Here is a 21,468-nt window from a genome sequence, read left to right as displayed (position 1 = left end):
AGGCGGTTAACGGACGGGCGTATAGCGGAGCACCACGACGCCGGAGCCGAAGGTTGTGGTCCCGCTCAGCTTCAGATCCAGCCGGTCACGGATTCCCCCCAATAACTTAGGACCGTGTCCGGCAACGATTGGCTGTACCAGGAATTGATATTCATCCACCAAGTCTAGCCCTGCCAGAGTGGAGCCCAGGCCGGGACCGCCGTTAACGATCAGGCTCTTTCCTTCTGCCTTAAGCTGCTGCACTTCCTCTGATACGGTCCCCGTTAGCAAAAAAGAGTTCTGCCACGACAGGTGATCCAGCGTCCGCGAGAAGACATACTTCGTTTTCCGCTCGAGCTTACGTGCAAAGTCGACCATAAATGGAGGTCCTTCACCGCTGCTAGCAATGGCTGGCCAAGCACTCTCCATCAGCTGGTAAACTTTACGTCCAAATAGCAGACCATCGGCCTGGTCCATCAAGTCCACCGTGTACTGGTGCAGCTCTTTATCCGCAATTACCTGAGTGTGGTCACAGCAACCGTCCAGTGTCACATTCATCTGTAGAATTACACGTCCCATATGCAGCCTCCTTATGTTACATTTTAGCCCACTAAATACAGCTTAAGTTTAACGGACGAGCGAGGTTAAAACAAACCTGCCCTTTAACTTGATTATCAGCTTAATCAGATTAACAGCTATTGACAATCCGCTACTATGTGTTACTATGTAGTGGTAGTAAGTAATACTGAATACCAGTCATACAGAGTAGTAAGGAGGAATTGTGCTGGATAATCTAACGGAAATGCTCAAGGGTGTACTTGAAGGCTGTGTCCTTGAGATAATAAGCCGCAACGAAACCTACGGTTATGAAATCACAAGGCAGCTGAATGCCCTCGGCTTCGCTGATGTTGTAGAGGGAACGGTGTACACCATTCTGATCCGGCTTGAGAAAAGCCAGCTGGTCGATACCACTAAGAAGCCTTCGGATATGGGGCCGCCGCGAAAGTTCTTCGCGCTGAATGATGCGGGGCGTGAGGAGCTGCAGAAGTTTTGGGGGAAATGGGAGTTTGTATCATCCAAAATGAACGAGCTAAAGGAGAGAAATCAATGAATTTTTGGGAAAAGATCACCGGCAGAGATATGACCAAAGAATTCCAGGCTTTTGAGCTGCGGGTAAAAAAGCTCCCGGCTGATTATCAGGCGGCCTGGGAGAAAATTAAAGCTGAGCTTTGGCCGCACTCTGATTTCACCGGTCGTAACCTCATGCCCATTCTTGACGGTGTGCTTGGCCTGCTGGAAGAAACGGCGGCGGACGGCCAGAATGCCCGGGAGGTATTAGGTGACGATATCCGGGGCTTCTGTTCAGCGCTGGCGGGTGAAGAAGGGGCAAAGTCTTACCGCGACAAGTGGCGCCAGCAGCTTAATGATAATATTGCCCGGAAATTAGGGAAGTAGGAGGAGGATACAATGAAAATACGGGATATGATCGAGGGCAAAAAAGAGTGGCGGGCGCATGTTGCGCGTGTCAAAGCACTGCCGCAGGATTACCAGATTGTCTATAAAGAGCTGCAAAAATATCTGTTTAAGGTCGGTCCTGTGGAGCTGACAGAGGGGAATGGCTTGCTTTCGGGGATTGTCGATCTTTTTGAGGAGGGCGCTGCACTGGGGAAAGGGGTGCTCGAGGTGACGGGCAGTGACGTAGCGGCCTTCTGCGACGAGCTCATCAAAGATTCCAAAACCTACGCTGACCTCTATCAGGAATCTGTGGACCAGGAAGTAGCTAAGGCCATGAAAAAGGCTACGGACTAAACAAAGTGAACGGGGGAGCCGAAATGGGCAATGCCATTGAAGTGAAAGGTCTGCGAAAGTCCTTCAATAATATAGAAGTTCTGAAGGGCGTCGACTTTGAGGTGCGGAGCGGCGAAATTTACGCTCTGCTCGGTTCCAACGGTGCGGGCAAGACGACGATAGTCAGAACCCTTACTACGCTGCTGAAACAGGATGGGGGAAGTGCCACCGTAAACGGCTTTGATGTCGCATCGAAGCCAGATCATGTACGCCAGTCGATCAGCCTGACCGGACAGTTTGCTGCCGTGGATGAGATATTGACCGGGCGGGAGAATCTGATCATGATCGCCAGGCTTCGGCACCTTAACCAACCGCTTCAGATAGCAGACGATCTATTGAAGCGGTTCGGCCTGACTGAAGCCGGGAGCCGCAGAGTATCAACCTATTCAGGCGGGATGCGCCGGAGGCTCGACATCGCCATGAGCCTTGTGGGAGAACCGCAGCTTATCTTCCTCGACGAGCCGACCACCGGACTTGACCCCGAAGGGCGGATCGAAGTCTGGAAGACAGTCAAAGAGCTTGCCGCTAAGGGCACGACTGTATTTCTGACCACGCAGTATTTGGAGGAGGCCGAACAGCTGGCCGATCAAATCGCTATTCTGCATGAGGGCAGAATTATTGCCAGCGGCACACTCACGGAGCTGAAGAAGCTGTTCCCGCCTGACAAGGTGGAGTATGTGGAGAAACAACCCACATTAGAAGAGATATTCCTTGCCATCACCGGTAATAGGGAGGGAAAGTAAAATGGAAATGACAGCGAGACACTTCTTCAGTGATATGAGCGTTATGCTTGGACGTTCCATGCGCCATATTATCCGCAGCCTGGATACCATCATCACAGTCACCATCACTCCGATTGCCATGCTGCTGCTGTTCGTTTATGTATTCGGCGGTGCAATTCAGACCGGCGCGGAGAGCTATGTGAATTACCTGCTGCCCGGCATCCTGCTGATCGCAATTGCCAGCGGCATCTCTTATACGGCCTACCGGCTGTTCATGGATATGCAGAGCGGCATCTTCGAACGGTTCCACTCGATGCCGATTGCGCGCTCGGCGGCGCTCTGGGGACATGTGCTGACCTCACTCGTGTCCAATGCGATTTCGGTTGCCGTCATCATTCTTGTAGCGCTCCTTATGGGTTTCCGCTCTCCGGCTGGCGTATTGGCATGGCTTGCCGTGGCCGGTATACTCGCACTGTTCACGCTGGCCCTGACTTGGATCGCGGCGATTGCCGGACTGTCCGCCAAATCGGTGGACGGCGCAGGCGCCTTTTCCTACCCGCTAATCTTCCTTCCCTTCATCAGCTCCGCATTTGTGCCGACTGAAACCATGCCGCGGGCTGTCCGCGCCTTTGCCGAGAATCAGCCGGTGACCTCCATAGTGGAGACTATCCGCGCCCTGCTGGCGGGGCAGCCTGCCGGACATGACATCTGGACTGCACTTGCCTGGTGCCTGGGGATACTGATTGCCGCATATCTGTTTGCGATGCGCATATACAAACGGAAGGCGGCGTGAACGGCTGCCCGGTTTCTGATATTAAAAGCATGGCGCCTTCCCGAACCTTCCGGGACAGGCGCCATTTCTGCGTGCGGCCTAGGTATTGGCTCAGCGTTTCAATTGCTGGTGTTCTTTGACGCCTTAGCTGTGGTTTTACCGGTTCATCGGCTTTCTGTGGCTGATTTCTGATGACTTGTCATGAAATCCTGCACAGAATACAACATTTCCCCTCATATATCGCCCCAAATCCGGAATTGTTGTATGAAATGCAGGATTTTACCTTTTTCAAGCGGCTTAGCCGAATTATTCTTGTATTTTATACAACAATCCTCCCGGAAACCTAACTATCAATGATCCAAAGTTGTAAAACGTACAACATTTAGTCTACAGTGTTTACTGAAAAGTCTCCATCCTGCTGCAGCGCCCTCTGCCCGTATATTCCGTGAATCTAGTGAGCTTAATCTATATTTTTCACCCTATCCATTGGTAATTCAGGTTATAATGACCATGTATATTGCAGGATATTGGGAAGGCTATAGCCACTAAACCAGAGATTCTGTGATTTTACATCCCATTAACATGCTTCATATGTTCGCGTGATATAACTGAAACAATCGGTTATTGGAGGAGAAGATTAGATGAAGCTGAGTAAAGAGGAGAAATCATGGATTCTGTATGACTGCGGTAATTCTGCCTACTCGATGGCGGTGACTACGGCGCTTTTGCCCATTATCTTCGGCATGTTCACCACTGTGGGCAGCAGTATGGATTTGGGCTATTTCAATTCCATTGCCAGTATTCTGGTGGCGGTGCTCAGTCCGATCCTGGGGACGATTGCCGATTACAAGGACAGGAAGAAGCGCTTCTTTATCTTCTTCGCTGCGGTAGGCGTGCTTGCGACGGCTTCCCTGGCCTTCGTGTCACCGGATAGCGGACAATGGCAGCTGCTGATTGCCTTTTACATTCTGTCAGCGGTCGGGTTTGCCGGGGCCAATATCTTCTATGATTCCTTCCTGGTCGATATTACAGACGATGAGCGGATGGATAAGGTATCGACGAGAGGGTTTGCCTTCGGTTATATCTTCAGCTGTATTCCGTTCGGAATCAGTCTGCTGCTGATCTTCATGATGGGGATGGATAAGGCCATCGGCTATCAGATCGGATTCATCATCACTGCACTATGGTGGGGGCTGCTCACTGTGCCTATGATCAGAGATGTGAAGCAGCGCTACTACATTGAGCCTGAACCTAATCCGGTTGCAAACAGCTTCAAAAGAATGGCGAACACCTTCATGAATATCCGCCAGCACAAAATTGTATTTGTGTTCCTGATTGCTTATTTCTTCTATATCGACGGGGTAGATACCATTATTAAAATGGTGGTGCCGTATGCGACTTCGGTACTGGGCGGGGATTCCCTGGACACCTTCACCCTGCTGGGCATTCTGCTCATCATCCAGATCATTGCCTTTCCGTGTGCGATCCTCTATGGTAATCTGGCCAAAACCCACTCTGCCCGCAAGCTTATTATCTTCGGGATTTTCACTTATATCATTTCGTGTATTGCGGCTTTCTTCATCACCTCAGTGTGGCATATCTTTATTCTCGGCGCGCTGATCGGCTCGGCCCAGGGCGGCATCCAGGCGCTCAGCCGCTCGTATTTCGCCAAAATCATCCCGAAGGAGAATTCCAATGAATTCTTCGGCTTCTATAATATCTTCGGCAAGTTCGCAGCAATTCTCGGCCCGGCACTGATGTCTCTGACTACGACGTTAACGGGCGAGGCCCGCTTTAGCATTTTATCCATAATTCCGCTGTTTCTGATCGGATTCTTCATCTTCATCACACTACCTAAGGGGAACTGACATGGAACCGACAACGCCTCGCGCGCCATTAGCTAAACATCTGATCGTCATTTCCTACGATGCCTTCTCGGAGGACAACTGGGAATTGGCCAGCCGGCTGCCCAATTTATCCAAACTGATTAAGCAAGGTGCCCACAGCAACCGCTTGCGGAGCGTATATCCCACACTCACCTATGTGGTTCATTCCACCATCGCTACCGGCGTTCATCCGGACAAGCACGGCATTCACCACAACAATCCGCTGCAGCCGTTCGTGAAGGAGGAGGATCAGCGCTGGTTCTGGTTCCGTGAGTCGGTCAAGGTACCGACAATTTATGATGCTGCACGTAAGGCAGGGCTCAGTACCGCCGGACTCCTCTGGCCGGTTTCGGGCAAGTCCTCGATCCGGTATAATATCCCGGAAATCAGGGCGCTGAAAGGGGAGAATCAGGCACTTAAGGTGCTGAGAAGCGGCAGTCCCGCCTACTGCATCCGGATGGAGCTGAAATACGGCCGGATCAGGCAAGGGATTACCCAGCCTTATCTGGATGACTTTACAACGAAGTGTGCGATAGACACGATTAAGCGCAACAAGCCTAATCTGCTCATGATGCATCTGATTGACCTGGATGATGCCAAACATCTGTATGGGACAGACAGCGATGAGGTGAAAGAAGTCATCCTGCGCATGGATAACCGGCTGGGTGAGATCCTGCAGGCTGTGGAAGATGCCGGGATCAGGCAGGATACGGTAATTATGGTGCTCGGAGACCACGGCCAGTTCAATGTGCGCTACAAAGTGCATTTGAACAAGCTTTTGCAGGCAAAGGGTCTGATCTATGAAGAGGGCGGCGTAATGAAATGGCTGGCATACTTCCAGTGCGGCGGAGGTTCAGCGTACCTGCATGTCCGGCCGGGAGACGAAGAAGCAGAACGGCTCGCGCTCACGGCTATTGAAGAATATAGGCAGAATGAAATATCAGGGGTTGAAAGCGTATACCACAGAGAGACATTAGACCGTCTTCATGCAAGCCATTCCACAAGAGTGATGCTGGAAGCGAAGCGCGGTTATTGTTTTGATGAGAGTCTGGAGGAGCAACTGGTTGTCGATTTGCAGGCACATGGAGTTCGTTATGCTACGCATGGTTATTCTCCTGACAAAAGCGGCTACCGGTGCAATTTTGTCGTCTCCGGCGGCATGATTAAACAGGACTATTCCATCGGCGACATCGAAATGGTCGATATTGCGCCAACGCTGGGAAGAATTCTGGGGATCGATTTCGGGCACGGGGACGGGAGAGTGCTTGAGGAGATTGTCCGGGAATAAAAAAGTGCAAAACCGGCAAAAGAGTCCGATTGTCTTCTATATCCGGATGAATTAGTGTAGACGGGAAAAGAAAGGTGGATGCCCGTATGATATTTAACTATTCGTTTGTACCCGCACCAGAATGTCAGTATGACATGGAAAAGGGTTATGGCTTTGCCGCAGCGCCAGCAGGCTCGAAGAATGAGGAGCTCAAGGATTCATGGCCCGGGGATTACTTCTCTCCTATAGTACCGACGCTGCTGATGGATGTGCCGAATGGTAATTACACCGTAACGCTGGAGATCGGTTCGCCGGACACCTCCGCCGTTACTACCGTAAGAGAAGGACTCGGCCGGATCCGGCTGCTTGAGGTGAAGACCGGGCCCGGTGAGATCACCACCCGCATCTTTGCTGTGCATGTCGAGGATGGTGTGCTCAAACTGGCTTTCGGCGGTGCTGCACCAAGTGTGCGGCAGGTTACGGTTAACCGGGTAAGCCCCATCCCTACTCTATTTCTTACCGGAGATTCTACCGTAACGGATCAGGCCTCGGGGCAATTCCCTTATACAGGCTGGGGTCAAATGATCGGATTGTACCTGGATGAGGACATTGCTGTGGCGAATCATGCACGTTCCGGCAGAAGCGCCAGAACCTTTATTGAGGAGAGCCGTCTGCTGCGGATAGCCAAAAGACTGCGCAAGGGCGACTTCCTGCTTGTCCAATTTGCCCACAACGATGAGAAAGAAACAGAAGAAGGTGCGGGTCCGTTCACAACCTATCAGCACTACCTGAAGCAATATATTGATCTTGCGCGCTCAGCCGGTGCGTATCCTGTGCTTGTAGCGCCCATGCACCGGCGGTTCTTCGAGGAGGATGGGGCCATCCGGAATACCCACGGGGATTATATTGAAGCTATGAGGCAGCTGGCCGTCCGGGAAGCTGTACCCTTTGTGGATCTCGCTTCACTCAGCAAAGTATATTTTGAGGAGCTTGGTGAAGCGCGTTCCAAGCAAGTATTTCTGTGGGCGGAACCGGGCCAATATGCTAACCTTCCTGAGGGAGCAGAGGATAACACGCATTTCTCGGAAGCCGGGGCGATAGAAATGGCCAGACTGGTAGCGAAGGGGATACAGCAGTCAGAGGCGGACAAGCTCAAGCAGCATCTGATCAGCGATATAGGGGGCTCCTTAATTTAAGCCAGATATTCGAGTTTATTTGTGTTTATTTATATTCAATAAAGTTCATCTATACTTTATAATGTTCAATATAATAGTTCACTTAAGTTTTAACTACACCCCTATATGTCTGGAGAGCTGAACAGTGATTAGAAAAGCGAGTGTTATGCATGTTTATCCCGATGCTTATGAGGAGTACAAACGTCGTCATGATGAGCTTTGGCCGGAGATGGCTGAAGAGCTGAAGAACCATGGCGCACATAATTATTCTATTTTTCTGGATGAAGAAACGGGCAGCCTGTTTGCTTACGTAGAGATTGAAGACGAAGAGCGGTGGGATCAGATGTCACAGACGGAGATTTGCCGGAAGTGGTGGGTGTATATGGAGCCGTTAATGGAGACTAACCCTGATCACAGCCCGGTGTCCAAGAATTTGAAAGATGTATTCTACTTAAAATAACCGATAGCCAAGAGTGCCCTGTGATATTGCGGGGCACTTTTATATTGTATAGCTAGCAAAGGGGTCATAAAGTGCACCGCCGTTCGATCCGGGGAGGACATTCAAATAACAATGCCAAGCACGAAGCCGTCGTATCCCTTGCTGCCTACCGTCTGCAGTGCAGTAGCCTCGATTCGCGGCTCGGCGGAGAGCAGGTCCATAAACTGGCGGATGCCTTGTACGCGGTCATCTGTACTCTGCGCCTGAATGACCTCACCATCACGCACCACGTTATCGGCTACAATTACCGCTCCCGGCCGGGCCAGCTTCAATGCCCATTTCAGATAATGGGGATTGTTCGGTTTGTCGGCGTCAATGAAGATGAAGTCAAAAGGGCCATGCCCCCGGGCTTCAAGTGTCGCCAGCGTCTCAAGTGCCGGCCCCTCAATCACCTCCGTTTTATCCGCTAACCCGGCCATTCTCAGATTATCCTCAGCGACGACTACATGGTCATGCTCGAACTCGAGCGAAACCAGTCTTCCTGCTTCCGGCAACGCCCTTGCCAGCCAAATAGTGCTGTAGCCGCCCAGCGTGCCGATCTCCAGAATATTAACGGCGCCTTTCATTTTAGCCAGAAGATACAGCAGCTTCCCCTGGTTCGGAGCAACATCAATCGCCGGTAATCCTGCACCTTCATTAGCGCCCAGAACGGCGTCCAGCACCGGATCTGCCGCCAGCAGCTGGTCATTGAAATACGCGTCCACCTTACTCCATTTGTTCTGTTCTTTCATGTGAATCCCTCCGTTTGGTTAAGTGTTGTATTGGATCTGTTTTAAATATAAGGTAAAATAATTCATAAAACTAATATATGTTTTTGTAGTTTACATATAATTTGATTATGAATCGAGGCGATCTGCATGAACCTGCATGCACTAAGACTATTTTATTATGTTGCCGAGACGGGCAGCGTCACGAAGGCGGCTGCACGGCTCAATATCAGCCAGCCGGCGGTTACCAGCCAAATCAAGAAGTTCGAGAAGGATTTGGGACTGCCTTTGTTTAACCCCAGCGGCCGCGGAATTTCACTTACTTCCTTTGGAACAGAACTGGCGAAGCAGGCAGGGAATCTCTTCACCTATGAGGAACAAATGGATGAATTTGTAGAAGACTACCGCCAGGGCAAAAAAGGGAAGCTGCGTATCGCCGCTACTTATCTGCCGGCTAATTTCCTGGTTCCCGGCTGGGCTGCCAGATTCAAAGCGGGACATCCCGGGATTGAGATCGAGATTACAACAACGAACTCCCAGCAGGCCTTTGAGCAATTGCAGCGGCATGAAGCAGACGTTGCCTTCTATGGGGGCGGGGCCAAGGAGAAGCCGGAGGATGTCGACTGGCTGGAGCTTTTCGAGGATGAGCTGTGGTTCGTGGTAGCCCCTTCCCATCCCTATGCAGACCATACGGTTTCACTGCCGGAGATGATGCGGGAGCCGTTCATTATGCGGGAGGAGGGCAGCTCAACAAGAGAGCGCCTTGTCTCGTTATGTACGACTTATGGCCTGAAGCCGCCAGAGGTCGCATTGCAATTCAGCGGACTGGGTGAAGCCATCCGTTCGGTAATCGCGGGGTATGGTGCAAACTTCATCTCCTCTCTCGCCGTGCGCGAATATGTGGAGTGGAAGCAGCTCTCCCGTGTGCATGTGGAGGGGATTCACCTAAGCAACCATATTGCTGTCTGCACACGTAAGAATGAATCCCTGCCTGCCGCGCTGCAGCAGTTTATTGATATCTGCCGCCAATGAGTAACAGATAAACAATAATTAAATATCATATTTCGATCTAAATATATTGATAAACGATAAATTATGTGGTAAATTAAACTCACAATTCTGAAGTGAGGTGCTTTTACAATGAAACGCAAACCAGGGTCGACCACTTTTTTGAAGGCAGTGATTGTGCTGTTTGGATTGGCTGCACTTGCTCTATGTGTATTTGTAGTGCCGGAGATCGCGGGGTTTGCAGCAGAGCTGTATCCGGATATGGCTTACATACAGGCTCTCGTAATGATCGATCTGTACGGGGCGGCACTGCCTTTTTACATCGCACTCTATCAGGCCTTTAAGCTGTTAGGCTACATCGACCAGAACAAGGCATTCTCGGATACCTCTGTACAGGTGCTGAAGAATATCAAGAACTGTGCAGTCGCCATCAGCGGTATGTTTGTTATAGGCATGCCCCTGTTCTATCTGATGGCGGAGAGGGATGATGCCCCGGGGATTATCGTCATCGGAATGATCATTATCCTGGCTTCCATGGTGATCGCTGTATTCGCTGCAGTGCTCCAGAAGCTGTTGAACGAAGCTATTGAACTAAAATCTGAAAATGATTTGACAGTCTGAGGTGATGACCATGGGGATTATAATCAATATTGACGTGATGCTGGCGAAACGGAAAATGAGTGTAACTGAACTTACGGAGAAGGTGGGCATAACAATGGCTAACCTGTCTATACTCAAGAACGGTAAGGCGAAGGCAATCCGGTTCTCAACGCTCGAGGCGATTTGCAAGGCATTGGATTGTCAGCCGGGAGATATATTAGAATACACTCCGGAAGCTACAGAATAAAAGGGAGCGGGGAACGAGGAGAGGACGATGTTGAAATCATTGGTACGGCTGCTGCATTTCGGCTATCATCACGCGATGAGCTGCATTTTTCCCGTTGCGATCTTTGGAACCCTGATACTTACCAGTAAAGTAGAATTGCCCTTCATCCACCGGTATGATGCCATTCTGCTGATCCTGCTGACCGTGCAGTACCTTATGTACCGCAGCGGGCTGGAGACCCTCGATGAGATCAAGGTAATCTGCGTATTTCATGTGATTGGTCTGGTGCTGGAGATTTATAAAATAAGAATGGGCTCATGGGCATACCCTGATCCGGGATACACGAAGCTGCTCGGGGTACCGCTGTACAGCGGGTTTATGTATGCCAGCGTGGCAAGCTATATGTGCCAGATCTGGCGCAGGCTGAAGATGGACATGACCGGCTGGCCGGGGCTGGCCTCTGCGGGATTGCTGGGCGGAGCGATCTACCTGAACTTTTTCACGCACCACTTCATTCCGGATTTCCGCTGGTGGCTGACGGCGCTCGTGGTAATTGTTTTTTGGAGGACATGGATCATCTACCGGGTGCAGGAGCGGACGTACCGGATGCCGCTGACGCTGGCTTTTTTCATTGTAGGCTTCTTCATCTGGATCGCTGAGAATATCGCTACCTTCTTGGGTGCCTGGAAATATCCCGACCAGCACGAAGCCTGGCATCTGGTGGGCTTCAGCAAGATCAGCTCATGGTTTCTGCTGATTATCATCAGCGTCATTATTGTGGCTCAGCTTAAGCATGTTAAGGCAGGGCGTTCATAATTCAGGACGTTCATAATTCATAATCAGCACTCTTCACTAATCGGCTAAATGTGTCGATAATAATTCTAAACATTCACATTTAGGAGATGCTTATGGATAACTTGGCAGCATTGGTCGCAGCAGCACCTTTCTTCAAACAGATTCACGCACAGGATATTATGATCGGCATTACGGATCGGGAAATATTTCATTATTATGCACCCAGCAAAGTGCTGGATTTCGGCTTAACCAAAGGAAGTCCCGTTTCGCCGGATGATCCGTCACTCGGCAATGCCCTGGCAGGTCGTGCGACGACAAACCGGTTGTCACCTGAGCTGTATGGAGCAACTGTCATTTCTTCGGCAGTCCCGATTTACGGTACGGAGGGTGAAGTTATAGGGGCTTTCGCAATTGCCTATACGCTGGAAAATGAAGATAAAATGGAACAGCTGACGGAAAGCATCAATCAGATTAGCGGCCAGCTTGTGGATATGGTTCAGAATGTGGCGGCCCAGTCTCAGGAGCTGTCGGCGACAACCGCGCAGATTCTGGACAATTCCCGCAAGACGGTGGAAGAGTCCAAGCAGGTGAATAAGGTTGCCGGATTCATCCGGGAGATCTCCGAGCAGACGAATCTGCTGGGCCTGAATGCGGCAATTGAGGCTGCGCGGGTCGGAGAGCAGGGGGCAGGCTTCGGTGTGGTGGCGACAGAGGTCCGCAAGCTGTCGGTACATACGAAGGAAGCTACGAAGTCGATCGAGGATTCTCTTAGCACGGTGCAGCGCTCGATCCGGGAGATGGAGCAGGAGATTGAGGCAATTGCCAAGTCTTCCTCGGCGCAGGCTGAGCTCGTAACCCAGTTCAGCGATGTCATTGAGAAGCTGAATGAGACCAGCGGGGAGATGGCCAGATTCATTTCATCCGTAATCCAATAAAATAGCATAAACAAGGCGGCCGTTAGGTTAACGGCCGCCTTGTTGTATTCAGGAAGGCGTCAGGAATTAGAACTGCCCGGAGGATTGGCATTCAGGTGATCGATCTGCTGCTCCAGCACTGCGCCAGCTTTGCCCAGAAACTGAGTAATCAGCAGTAGCTCTTCTTCCGTATATGAAGCAGCCAAGGCAATCATAGCCGAATGAAGTGTGGAATAGGTCTCAATGACATCCGCTTTATGCTCATACAGCGGAACGATAATCACCTTGCGGCGGTCACCCGGGTCATTTTCTCTGCGGACATAGCCGGTTTTCTCCAGCCGGTCGATTAATGCGGTGACGCTGCCGGTAGTCAGTCCGGTTAGCTTCGACAGTTCTCCGGCGGTAATCGGACCTTTTTCACGCAGGATATCTACGGATATGAAGTCATTATTGTATAGTCCGAGGGCGGAGGCCACATTCTGCTGGTATTGTACCGTCCGGGTTCCCAGTCCGCGCATCAGCAGGGTGAATTGTTCCTGGAGCTCTGTCGGCTGAACGGGTTCTTGGCTGGACATGAGTAGTCCTCCTTAAGGAGAGATAGATAGCTTGGAAGCGCCAGAATTGCAAATTTAAGATGTTTGGCGGACGTTTAATGATTCATTTATTGTAGCGAATCGCTTCATTATTTGCAAAAAGAGAATCTATCGGACAGTACTCCGCGTCCAGAAAGTGACGCCGTTCAGAGGGTAGGCCATACTTACGCCGGTTCCGGCCTTCCCTGCGGATACCAGTGACAGACGGTTCCCGTCCGGCTGAAGTGTGAATAACTGCTCAATATGATAGACACCTGGCGGAGGTGCAGACTCGTAGAGGTCAAGGATTGCACCAGCGGCAGTTATTGCAGTAATGTCTGCTTCATGTACGCCTTCTATTCCATATTCTATTTGCATGGGCTTGCCGTTCTTCAACCCATAGGCATCCACTTTAACCGCGAAGCGTGCCGAGCCGAACCTGAATTTGCCGAAAGCCCGTACAGCGATGTTACGGCAGGTTCTGTTCCGCAGCAGCGCAGGCAGACCTAATCTGCGCAGCACAGCAACAGCGGAGGTAGAGATGCGGGAATCGAAGCAGAGCCGGGTGGAAACAGATGGAACGCCTAAAGTTACAGGCAGAGTCTGCTGATCAGAGAAGGGAAACCGGTAGGCTGTCCGGGTCCGCAGATCAAAGCCGAAATCGGTGGACTTGCTCCCGGTGAAGCTTGAAGCCGTGCGCGCTTTGCCGTGATCAGTAATCTCATAGGCTGCACCCAGATTATCCACGGTCCACTCCAGAGCGGCTTGTCCATGGCTGTCTCCAAGCCCGAGCATTATGGAGATATCAATGGACTCGGTATGCTCCAGTTCCTGCATGGCCCGTGCCGCGAGCAGGTTGGTCAGTCCTGGAGCCAGACCGACACTCAGCAGAGCGGCGGCCTGAAGGCCATTCTTCACCGGGTCCAGCTTCTGCAGCTTGCTGAGGAACTCGCCGCTCGCCGAGACATCTACATAATGCGTGCCGCTCTGTAAGCAGGCTTCTGCCAGCCGGGTATCCTGCTGGTCCAGGCACATCACAACCAGCTTCACCCGTTCAAGCAGCCTCTGGTCCAGCGGCTCCTCTGCCGCCAGACGCAGCGGCTTCACATAACCGCCCGTACTCCTGGAGAATTCTTCGGCACGTTTCAGGTTTCTTCCCGCCGCATAGACCTTCCCGGGATGCTTCCCGCCAAGAAGCCGGCAAATCTGTGACCCGACATGACCATAACCGCCGATGACTATAATATCTGTTTTCATTGTATCTTCTCCGTCCTTGAATATTGAATGTAAGCTTACCTGCGATATAATAAGAATTATGTTTCATTATCCGGATTTCAAGGACGGGAGACCATCCCACATATGTGGGATTTAGAGAGGACACCAAGATGAACGAGGCGATGAAAAGCATTCTGCAGCTGGACCCGGCCCGGGGCGGGGGAGCTATGAATTCACAGCAATACAGGGAAGCGGTTATTGCTAAACTCCGTTCCGTTATTCCGTTTGCCGCGGCCTGCTGCACGACAGTAGATCCGCATACGCTTCTAACCACCGGAGCGGTAACGGAGCAGGGACTTGCAGCAGTGCACTCTGTATTGTTCGAATATGAATATCTGCATGAGGATTATATGAAGTATGAGCACTTGGCCAAGGCGGAGCTTCCGGTAGCGTGCTTAAGCGGAGTTACCGGCGGAAGCCTTGAGAAGAGTGAGCGTTACCGCAAAGTACTGCAACCCGCCGGGTTCGGAGATGAGCTGCGCGCAGCGCTCATGGCAGGCGGGGTCTGCTGGGGTTTCCTGACTCTATTCCGTCCGCTGGATAGCCTTCCGTTTCAAGCGCAGGAATGTGCCCGGATCGCTTCCGTTGCTCCGCTGATTGCTGCCGGACTGCGCAGTTACGCCACATCGCAGCCCGGCAAGGATTCGGACAGCGGGGCACGGGAAGATAACGGAATTATGATGCTGAATGAGCAGCTGGTTCCGCTGAGTGCGAATGCAGCGGCGAATTATTGGCTGGAGCAGATGCGGCAGTTCGAACGTCTGGACCTGGGAGTATTGCCGGGTCCGGTCCGGGCCGTGTGCTTACGGGTTGTAGCGGAGGAGAGAGCTTCCGGTGCTGTCCCTTCAAGCGCTAAAATATGCCTTCAAACCGGGGATGGGACTTATCTGACCGTTACAGCCAGCAGGCTGGACGGTCCGGAAGGCATGCTGGCCGTTTCTTTTGTAAATGCCAGATCCTCCGATGTATTCCGCCTGCTGGCCGATGCCTTTACCTTAACCGCACGCGAGAAACAGCTTGCAGAAATGCTGCTGCTGGGGTTATCCACCAAGGAACTGGCGGAGTCGCTCCATATCTCTGCTTATACCGTTCAGGATCACCTGAAGTCAATCTTTGCCAAAGCAGGCGTGTCCAGCCGCCGGGAGCTGATCAGCAGGCTGCTGTCACGATAAGTAGGAGCGGGGGGCCCTGATGAATCATCTTAAAGATAGGATTAGACTTGTGCGTAAGGATGGAGGTATCGGCTGAACCTATAATTTCGGCCCGGATACAAAATTGTTGTATAAAATACAACATTTTCCTCATGATTTCGGCTCAAATCCAATAATGTTGTACAAAATGCAGCAATTCTCCCCCAGTATGCGGTTTAGCGGGACAATTGTTGTATTTCATACAACAATCGGCCTGAACACCCGGATTTATACCAATACAAGTTGCAAAAAGTGCAACATTTATGTCTACAAAGCTTTTTATATCTACAAAGCATTAATGTTTACAAAACTTGTCTACAAGCTTACCAAGTAGTCTCCATTCTGCCGGCGCCATTCCCACAGTGCTTGGACCAACGGTCTGTTCGCGCAGCATTCTCACATAGTTCCGCTATCTTATCTATCTATCCATCCATCCATCCATCTCAATGTAAAAAGGGGTCTCAATAGCCATTTCTGGCGGTTGAGACCCCTTTATTCCTTTATTAATAATAATGATGCGTTGCCACTACCCTTTATTTACTGACGCAAAGTCTTCAAGGCGCCGCTCCAGGCCAGAACCTGATCGAGCATGGCGTTAACGTTGGCGATATGCAGATCGGCCGGTTTGAAGACGGAGCCGTTCTCGAAGTCAGTGAACAAGGAGAGCAGAGGGTGTACGCGAACATCCGCTACGGACAGCTCGCCGAGAATTCCGCGTAAATGCTCAGCAGCGCGGACGCCTCCGGCTGAACCATAGCTTACGATACCGGCTGCCTTGTTGTTCCATTCTTCACGGGCGGAGTCCAGGGCATTCTTGAGTGCTCCGGTAAGACTGTGGTTATATTCCTGTACGATAAACACGAAGCCGTCCAGTGTTGCCAGCTTGGCTGCCCACGCTTGGGCTTCCGCATAGCTGTCGGTTTCACCGAGAAGCGGCAGTTTGAAGTCGGCAATATCCACGATTTCGTAATTGGCATCTCCGCGTGCGTCAGCAATACCTTTCACCCATTCGCCTACCTGTGGGCTAACGCGGCCTTGGCGGGTACTTCCCAGAATAATTCCGATGTTTAATGTTGTCATTGTAATTCCTCCTCGAATTTGGTTGTAAGTTTTTTGAAGTAGCTCTTATGTTTTTATTATAGCTTATAACTTAAATAAAGCAAGTTATTTTTAGAAACTATTATTAGGCGAATCTTACTAGACAGATATACTTGAAAGCACCCGGTCATCAGTGTTCAAAGCGGTACCATTCACAATGCTGTATGTATTGCAGCTTAAGGTAGCGCACCCGTTAACTTTTGCGGAAGATGGCCTGAATATACATCTATTAAGGTTTTGCTCTCTTTATGTCATGATGCATAACATTGACAGGTGCATTTTAGGCGAAATTACAAAAGGAATGGATTTGTAATTGATTTTAGTAGCGAAATCAGTTTAAAATATACACAACAAGTTAGTTATTCTAACATATAATTAAATCATCTTATGCATTCATAGCGAATTGAGAGGTGGAGCGGTCATGATAGAGGAAAAGAAACGGCAGGAACAACTGGAGCTCCCGCGTGATTGCACCTTCTCGCCAGAAGACTGGCGTATACTGGCCCAGTACTGGTATCCGGTGGCGAGGGCAGATGAGGTTCAGGATAAACCTGTTCCGGTGAAGCTGCTGGATATGAAGCTGGTATTGTACCGCAGCGAGGGCAAGGTGGTCATTGCCCGGGACCTCTGCTTCCACCGTGGAGCGCCCTTAAGCAAGGGCTGGGTTGAGAACGGTGAGATTGTCTGCCCGTATCACGGCTTCCGGTATAACTGTGAAGGAAAGTGTACGGCGGTGCCGGCGCATCCAAGCAGCAAGATCTCACCCAAATTGAAATTGATTGTCTATCCCGCCGTGGAGCGTTATGGCCTGATCTGGACCTGCCTGGGTGGCGCGCCGGAGCAAATTCCATCTTTTCCAGCCTGGGATGATCCCGATTACATTAATATTCTAATTCCGAGCTTTGATATTGCCGGTTCCTCCGGGCGGCAGATGGAAGGCTTCCTGGATGTATCGCATTTCGCTTACGTGCATACGGCAACCTTCGGTGACCGCAACAATACAGAGGTCCCCCAGTATAAGGTATGGCGTGAAGGGGATACGGAGCTGGTAGCGGAGTATTGGAGCACGGTCAGCAACTACGGCAAAGGTCAGGAGAACCCTGCACCGGAAGGGTTCATGTGGCTGCGCGAGTTCCGCGTCTTTGCCCCGTTCGCCGCTTCGCTGACTGTCTATTTCCCGGATGAGGGCAGGCTGAAGATTCTGAACTGTGCATCCCCGGTATCCGCCCGCTATACCCGGCTGTTCTGCCCGATCTCCCGTAACTTTGACAAGAGCGCCCCTGTAGAGGATACGATCAAGTTCAATCTGCAGGTGTTCCAGGAGGACGCGGAGATGGTGGAGTCGCAGACTCCGGAGGATCTGCCGCTCGATCTGCAGGCAGAAGCCCATATTCCGGCAGACCGGACATCGATTGCTTACAGACAGCTGCTGACCAGCCTGGGCCTGGGCAAGAACTATACGTCTTAACCCCCGGCGTAGCTCCTTCATACGATAGTTTATAAGTGTATACTTTCGCAAAATAAAAAAGCAGCCCTACGGTCAGCGAATGACTGGGGCTGCTTTTGTTTGTGTCTAGAATGAAATAAATGGCAGTAAAGTTTGAATATATAAAAACTATCCCTGGAGCTTGAGTGGTTGCTATAGGTAAAATATGGTGGTTGGGATTCCATACAGGAAATCGCCGCGCAAATTAGATTTGGAGGAGATATTATAAACTATATTGAGGTTGCCCAAAAAAGTACTGCACACTTACTTCCCCTGGTATCAGAATTGTACGGGTTATACGGCTACGAGTTCGGGCAGATTGAGGCGCATGAGGGAGGGCGTAATATTGTATACACCTGTGAAAAAGCAGGCGCCAGCCCCAAAATACTCAGGTTCGCTTTCCTGCCTGACCGGAGCCGCGACGATTTCCTGGGTGAACTGGAGTATGTCCGCTACCTGTATGAGCATGGAGGCAGCGTCGCGAATGTGATCAGCTCCCGGAACGGGAATCTGCTGGAAGAGATTACTCATGATAATCACAGGTATTTTGTCAGCCTGTTCACTAAGGCCGCAGGGAAAATGCTGGTGGAGCAACATTACCGGTACAGGGAAGGTGTGCCCATTACCGAATATTATTATAACTGCGGTAAAGTGCTGGGGAAACTGCATCAGTTATCCAAAGAGTACACACCGGTCCATCGCCGGTATAGCTTTTTTGACAAATACAATCCCGCATATCTGGATGAGCTGATTCCTGAATCCCTGACCTTGCTTAAGGGGAAGCTGATTGAGCTGCTTAACACCCTGCGAGAAGTGGAAGCGAACGGGGAGACTTTCGGAATGCTTCATTTCGATTACAATGACGGGAATTATTCAATAGATTATGATACCGGACAAATTACCGTATACGATTTCGACAATTGCTGTTTCGGCTGGTATATGTTTGAGCTGGCAGCTCTCTGGACACATGGAGTGGGCTGGATACAATTTGAACCCGATCCCGGGAAACGCAAGGAATTCATGGCTGATTACTTTGCAACCGTTCTCGCAGGGTACAGGTCAGAGACCCGGATTGAACCAGCGGTGCTGGATCAGTTGCCTTTATTCATCCAAGTCACCCTGATGGAAAGTGTTGTGGATGCCTTCGAGGTCATACGGAATAACGGCGGGGAACCGGAATGTGACGGGCGGCTGTCTTTTCTCATTAAATGCCTGGAAGACGATATTTTGTATAACGGATTTTTCGATGAGATTTACTCGTGCGATGATCCGTTCGAGTATGAAGGATGAAACAGATGCCGTCCCTTGGAGGACGGCATTGCCGTTTTTACCCGCCTAATTAAAATAGGTTGATAACCTACGTAATTTGTGCTTTAATTCAGTAGTACAATTTATGCCTACAACAAATGTGAGGAAGTGACCCATCGTTAGTCCTTCTATGGCAACAGCTGGAGCAAAGACCTCTTGTTATGCATATTATTGAAACGTGATGTAATTCTTTCTGAAATACAAGGAGATAGAGACCACTTATGAAAAAATCATTTGATATCCGCAACAAGCCTATATTGCTGTTCACTTTTCTCTTGCTGCTCAAGAGTGGGGTGGCGTGGTATGTTGTTTTTAATGACGGGCCTAACTGGGGCACCATGTTTACGGAAATTCCATTTTTCCTCATTGTATTCAGTCTCATCGAGTGGCTGGCACGCAAGCGGAAGATTCTCTATTATATGGTGGCCAATCTGTTTATAACGGTCATTTATTTCGCTGTGCTGATGTACTACAAGTATTATGGCGTCATTGCGACATATCATGCGCTGCAGCAGGCCGACAAAGTTACGAAGGTAGGGGAGAGCACCTATTCCCTTATCACTCCTTATTATCTGTTTATCTTCGTGGACGTCGTGTTCTTCCTGTTCCTGATGTTCCGGCCGAAATATATTTCGCGCTGGAAAGAAAGAGGTACCGTGCGGATGAGCCGGCCTGTGCTGACGGTGATCACTGCTGTCTCCATCGGACTGTGTATCTTCAATATCTGGCCGAACCATGCGAGCATGAATGAGATCAAGAAAGCCGAGAGTATGGGCATCCTCAACTATGAGGTATATACCCTGTTCGCCGATACTACGGAGAAGGAAGAAATCATCGACAGCAAAGAGATTACGCAGACAGCTGTGAATGAATTGAAAGGCATTACCGTGCCAGAGTCCCCGCAGTATTTCGCTGCCGACCAAGGCAAGAATCTGATCGTGGTCCAGATGGAATCCTTCCAGAACTTCCTGATCGGGCTGACCATTGACGGACAGGAAGTTACGCCGAACATTAACAAGCTGGTGAAAGACAATACCTATTTTAATAACTTTTATACGGATGCGGGTCAAGGTACAACCTCGGACGCGGAGTTCGTGGTGAATACTTCTTTTTATGTGCCCAAGAATGAACCGGCGACTTCTTCCAATTATATGAACAAAGCACTGCCGAGCCTGCCGGGTCTGCTGAAATCAAACGGCTATCATACGTATACCTTCCATACCAACAGCGTGGATTTCTGGAACCGCAAAGAGCTCTACGCAGCCATCGGATTCGACAAGTATTATGATCAGAGCTTCTATGGCGACGATGACCATATTGCTTTTGGTTCTTCAGACGAAGTACTGTTCGCCAAAACCGTTCCCGAGCTGGCCGCTCTGGACGCGAAGGAAGAGCCGTTCTATGCCATGGTTATCTCCATGAGTGCTCATCATCCTTTCCGTCTGCCGGAGGATAAGCTTAAGATGACTCTGCCTGAGCAGTATCAGGGGACCTTGCTTGGCGACTATATCCAGTCCCAGAATTATGCAGATTACGCGATGGGGCAGTTCCTGGATGAACTTAAGGCCAGCGGAGTGTGGGACGACAGCCTGATTGTATTTTACGGGGATCACCAGGGCGTACCGCTCTATGCGCTTGGCGATAACGAGAAGGATTGGCTGAAAGAGCTGATCGGGTATGAGTACGGTTATACGGATATGTTCAATATCCCGTTCATTGTGCACTCTCCGTCCGGAACGCTGCCCGCTGTAATTGAGCATACCGGAGGACAGATTGATATTCTGCCGACTGTAGCCAATCTGCTGGGCGTCTCCGTGCAGAATCAGCTTCACTTCGGGGAGGATCTGCTGAATCAGGAGACCAATCTGTTACCGGTCCGGCATTTCCTGCCGACGGGCTCTTTTATTAATAATTCAAGTATTTATGTAACCGGAGAAGCCTACGCGGACGGAACCAACTTCAGCCAGAAGGATAATTCGGTGCTTGCTGGCGGATCGACTGAGGTGCAGTTCAATAACGTGCAGCGGCTGCTGAATATGTCTAATAGTTACCTTGAACAGCTGCCGGACCGTCCGGATGTTCAGTCAGAAGAATAGATTTAAGTTTTACAAAAAAAAGGCAGACCCAAAAGCCGTAATGGC

General features: G+C 50.5%; 23 protein-coding genes. 18 read left to right on the top strand and 5 right to left on the bottom strand.

The features are described from left to right. Positions 1–6: 6 nt before the first annotated feature. Positions 7–558, bottom strand: coding sequence for a dihydrofolate reductase family protein (locus tag MHI42_RS07530; RefSeq protein WP_342423351.1), 552 nt, complete (start codon positions 556–558; stop codon positions 7–9). A gap of 223 nt (positions 559–781) precedes the next feature. Between MHI42_RS07530 and MHI42_RS07525 the strand changes: the two genes are divergently transcribed. From MHI42_RS07525 to rhaM, 9 genes are all read left to right on the top strand, one after another. After that, entirely contained in the window at positions 782–1,090 is a 309-nt protein-coding gene (locus MHI42_RS07525; RefSeq protein ID WP_342424697.1) for a PadR family transcriptional regulator, read from the top strand. Then, complete coding sequence (locus MHI42_RS07520) at positions 1,087–1,434, top strand: DUF1048 domain-containing protein (RefSeq protein WP_171718051.1); 348 nt, start codon at positions 1,087–1,089, stop codon at positions 1,432–1,434. The genes MHI42_RS07525 and MHI42_RS07520 overlap by 4 nt, the downstream gene beginning before the upstream one ends. 12 nt (positions 1,435–1,446) lie before the next feature. Next, positions 1,447–1,788: a DUF1048 domain-containing protein gene (locus MHI42_RS07515; RefSeq protein ID WP_171718052.1), complete on the top strand. Its 342-nt coding sequence runs from the start codon at positions 1,447–1,449 to the stop codon at positions 1,786–1,788. Positions 1,789–1,811: 23 nt separating this feature from the next. After that, the gene (locus MHI42_RS07510) at positions 1,812–2,570 is read left to right on the top strand and encodes an ATP-binding cassette domain-containing protein (RefSeq protein WP_336102199.1); all 759 of its coding nucleotides are present in this window, start codon (positions 1,812–1,814) and stop codon (positions 2,568–2,570) included. 1 nt (position 2,571) lies between these two features. Then, positions 2,572–3,342, top strand: a complete 771-nt coding sequence (locus MHI42_RS07505) for an ABC transporter permease (RefSeq protein ID WP_342423350.1) — start codon at positions 2,572–2,574, stop codon at positions 3,340–3,342. 620 nt (positions 3,343–3,962) lie between these two features. After that, on the top strand, positions 3,963–5,189 hold the full coding sequence (locus MHI42_RS07500; protein ID WP_039308881.1) for an MFS transporter: 1,227 nt from the start codon (positions 3,963–3,965) through the stop codon (positions 5,187–5,189). A 1-nt stretch (position 5,190) separates the two neighbouring features. Further along, entirely contained in the window at positions 5,191–6,495 is a 1,305-nt protein-coding gene (locus tag MHI42_RS07495) for an ectonucleotide pyrophosphatase/phosphodiesterase (protein ID WP_342423349.1), read from the top strand. An 86-nt stretch (positions 6,496–6,581) separates the two neighbouring features. Further along, positions 6,582–7,670: a rhamnogalacturonan acetylesterase gene (locus MHI42_RS07490; RefSeq protein WP_342423348.1), complete on the top strand. Its 1,089-nt coding sequence runs from the start codon at positions 6,582–6,584 to the stop codon at positions 7,668–7,670. A 124-nt stretch (positions 7,671–7,794) separates the two neighbouring features. Further along, a complete protein-coding gene (gene rhaM, locus MHI42_RS07485; RefSeq protein ID WP_039308886.1) occupies positions 7,795–8,109 on the top strand; it encodes an L-rhamnose mutarotase in 315 nt (104 codons plus the stop codon). Between the two features lie 101 nt (positions 8,110–8,210). On the opposite strand, the gene MHI42_RS07480 is transcribed toward rhaM, so the two are convergent. Continuing rightward, positions 8,211–8,879 carry an O-methyltransferase gene (locus tag MHI42_RS07480; RefSeq protein ID WP_342423347.1) on the bottom strand — a complete coding sequence of 223 codons (669 nt, stop codon included), beginning with the start codon at positions 8,877–8,879 and terminating at the stop codon, positions 8,211–8,213. A gap of 126 nt (positions 8,880–9,005) precedes the next feature. On the opposite strand from MHI42_RS07480, the gene MHI42_RS07475 reads away from it, so the two are divergent. The 5 genes from MHI42_RS07475 to MHI42_RS07455 all read left to right on the top strand — a co-directional run bounded on the left by MHI42_RS07475 (position 9,006) and on the right by MHI42_RS07455 (position 12,419). After that, positions 9,006–9,887: a LysR family transcriptional regulator gene (locus MHI42_RS07475; RefSeq protein WP_342423346.1), complete on the top strand. Its 882-nt coding sequence runs from the start codon at positions 9,006–9,008 to the stop codon at positions 9,885–9,887. A gap of 108 nt (positions 9,888–9,995) precedes the next feature. Then, positions 9,996–10,484 carry a DUF2975 domain-containing protein gene (locus MHI42_RS07470; protein WP_039308893.1) on the top strand — a complete coding sequence of 163 codons (489 nt, stop codon included), beginning with the start codon at positions 9,996–9,998 and terminating at the stop codon, positions 10,482–10,484. A gap of 10 nt (positions 10,485–10,494) precedes the next feature. Beyond that, positions 10,495–10,710, top strand: a complete 216-nt coding sequence (locus MHI42_RS07465; protein ID WP_042135991.1) for a helix-turn-helix transcriptional regulator — start codon at positions 10,495–10,497, stop codon at positions 10,708–10,710. A 30-nt stretch (positions 10,711–10,740) separates the two neighbouring features. Beyond that, complete coding sequence (locus MHI42_RS07460) at positions 10,741–11,505, top strand: DUF817 domain-containing protein (protein ID WP_342424696.1); 765 nt, start codon at positions 10,741–10,743, stop codon at positions 11,503–11,505. Between the two features lie 92 nt (positions 11,506–11,597). Then, entirely contained in the window at positions 11,598–12,419 is an 822-nt protein-coding gene (locus MHI42_RS07455; protein ID WP_042135993.1) for a methyl-accepting chemotaxis protein, read from the top strand. A gap of 59 nt (positions 12,420–12,478) precedes the next feature. Here the strand turns inward: MHI42_RS07455 and MHI42_RS07450 are convergent, their stop codons facing one another. Both MHI42_RS07450 and MHI42_RS07445 read right to left on the bottom strand, forming a co-directional pair. Then, positions 12,479–12,973 (bottom strand): MarR family transcriptional regulator, encoded by a 495-nt coding sequence (locus MHI42_RS07450; RefSeq protein WP_076246756.1) that lies wholly within the window; start codon positions 12,971–12,973, stop codon positions 12,479–12,481. A 126-nt stretch (positions 12,974–13,099) separates the two neighbouring features. Beyond that, complete coding sequence (locus MHI42_RS07445; protein ID WP_342423345.1) at positions 13,100–14,227, bottom strand: saccharopine dehydrogenase NADP-binding domain-containing protein; 1,128 nt, start codon at positions 14,225–14,227, stop codon at positions 13,100–13,102. A gap of 104 nt (positions 14,228–14,331) precedes the next feature. On the opposite strand from MHI42_RS07445, the gene MHI42_RS07440 reads away from it, so the two are divergent. Next, a complete protein-coding gene (locus MHI42_RS07440; RefSeq protein ID WP_342423344.1) occupies positions 14,332–15,417 on the top strand; it encodes a helix-turn-helix transcriptional regulator in 1,086 nt (361 codons plus the stop codon). Positions 15,418–15,972: 555 nt separating this feature from the next. Here the strand turns inward: MHI42_RS07440 and MHI42_RS07435 are convergent. Beyond that, positions 15,973–16,515, bottom strand: coding sequence for an NADPH-dependent FMN reductase (locus tag MHI42_RS07435; RefSeq protein WP_039308902.1), 543 nt, complete (start codon positions 16,513–16,515; stop codon positions 15,973–15,975). A 439-nt stretch (positions 16,516–16,954) separates the two neighbouring features. Between MHI42_RS07435 and MHI42_RS07430 the strand changes: the two genes are divergently transcribed. The 3 genes from MHI42_RS07430 (at position 16,955) to MHI42_RS07420 (ending at position 21,423) form a co-directional block, all read left to right on the top strand. Next, the gene (locus tag MHI42_RS07430) at positions 16,955–18,001 is read left to right on the top strand and encodes an aromatic ring-hydroxylating dioxygenase subunit alpha (protein WP_171718063.1); all 1,047 of its coding nucleotides are present in this window, start codon (positions 16,955–16,957) and stop codon (positions 17,999–18,001) included. 303 nt (positions 18,002–18,304) lie between these two features. Next, positions 18,305–19,309, top strand: a complete 1,005-nt coding sequence (locus MHI42_RS07425; protein ID WP_342423343.1) for a phosphotransferase — start codon at positions 18,305–18,307, stop codon at positions 19,307–19,309. Between the two features lie 239 nt (positions 19,310–19,548). Next, positions 19,549–21,423, top strand: a complete 1,875-nt coding sequence (locus tag MHI42_RS07420; protein ID WP_342423342.1) for an LTA synthase family protein — start codon at positions 19,549–19,551, stop codon at positions 21,421–21,423. The last annotated feature ends 45 nt before the right edge of the window (positions 21,424–21,468 follow it).

Source organism: Paenibacillus sp. FSL E2-0178 (assembly GCF_038593005.1).
Taxonomy (GTDB): Bacteria; Bacillota; Bacilli; order Paenibacillales; family Paenibacillaceae; genus Paenibacillus_AQ; species Paenibacillus_AQ phytohabitans.
Note: the sequence above shows the minus strand (reverse complement) of the source record. Positions and strands in the feature narration are given on the sequence as shown.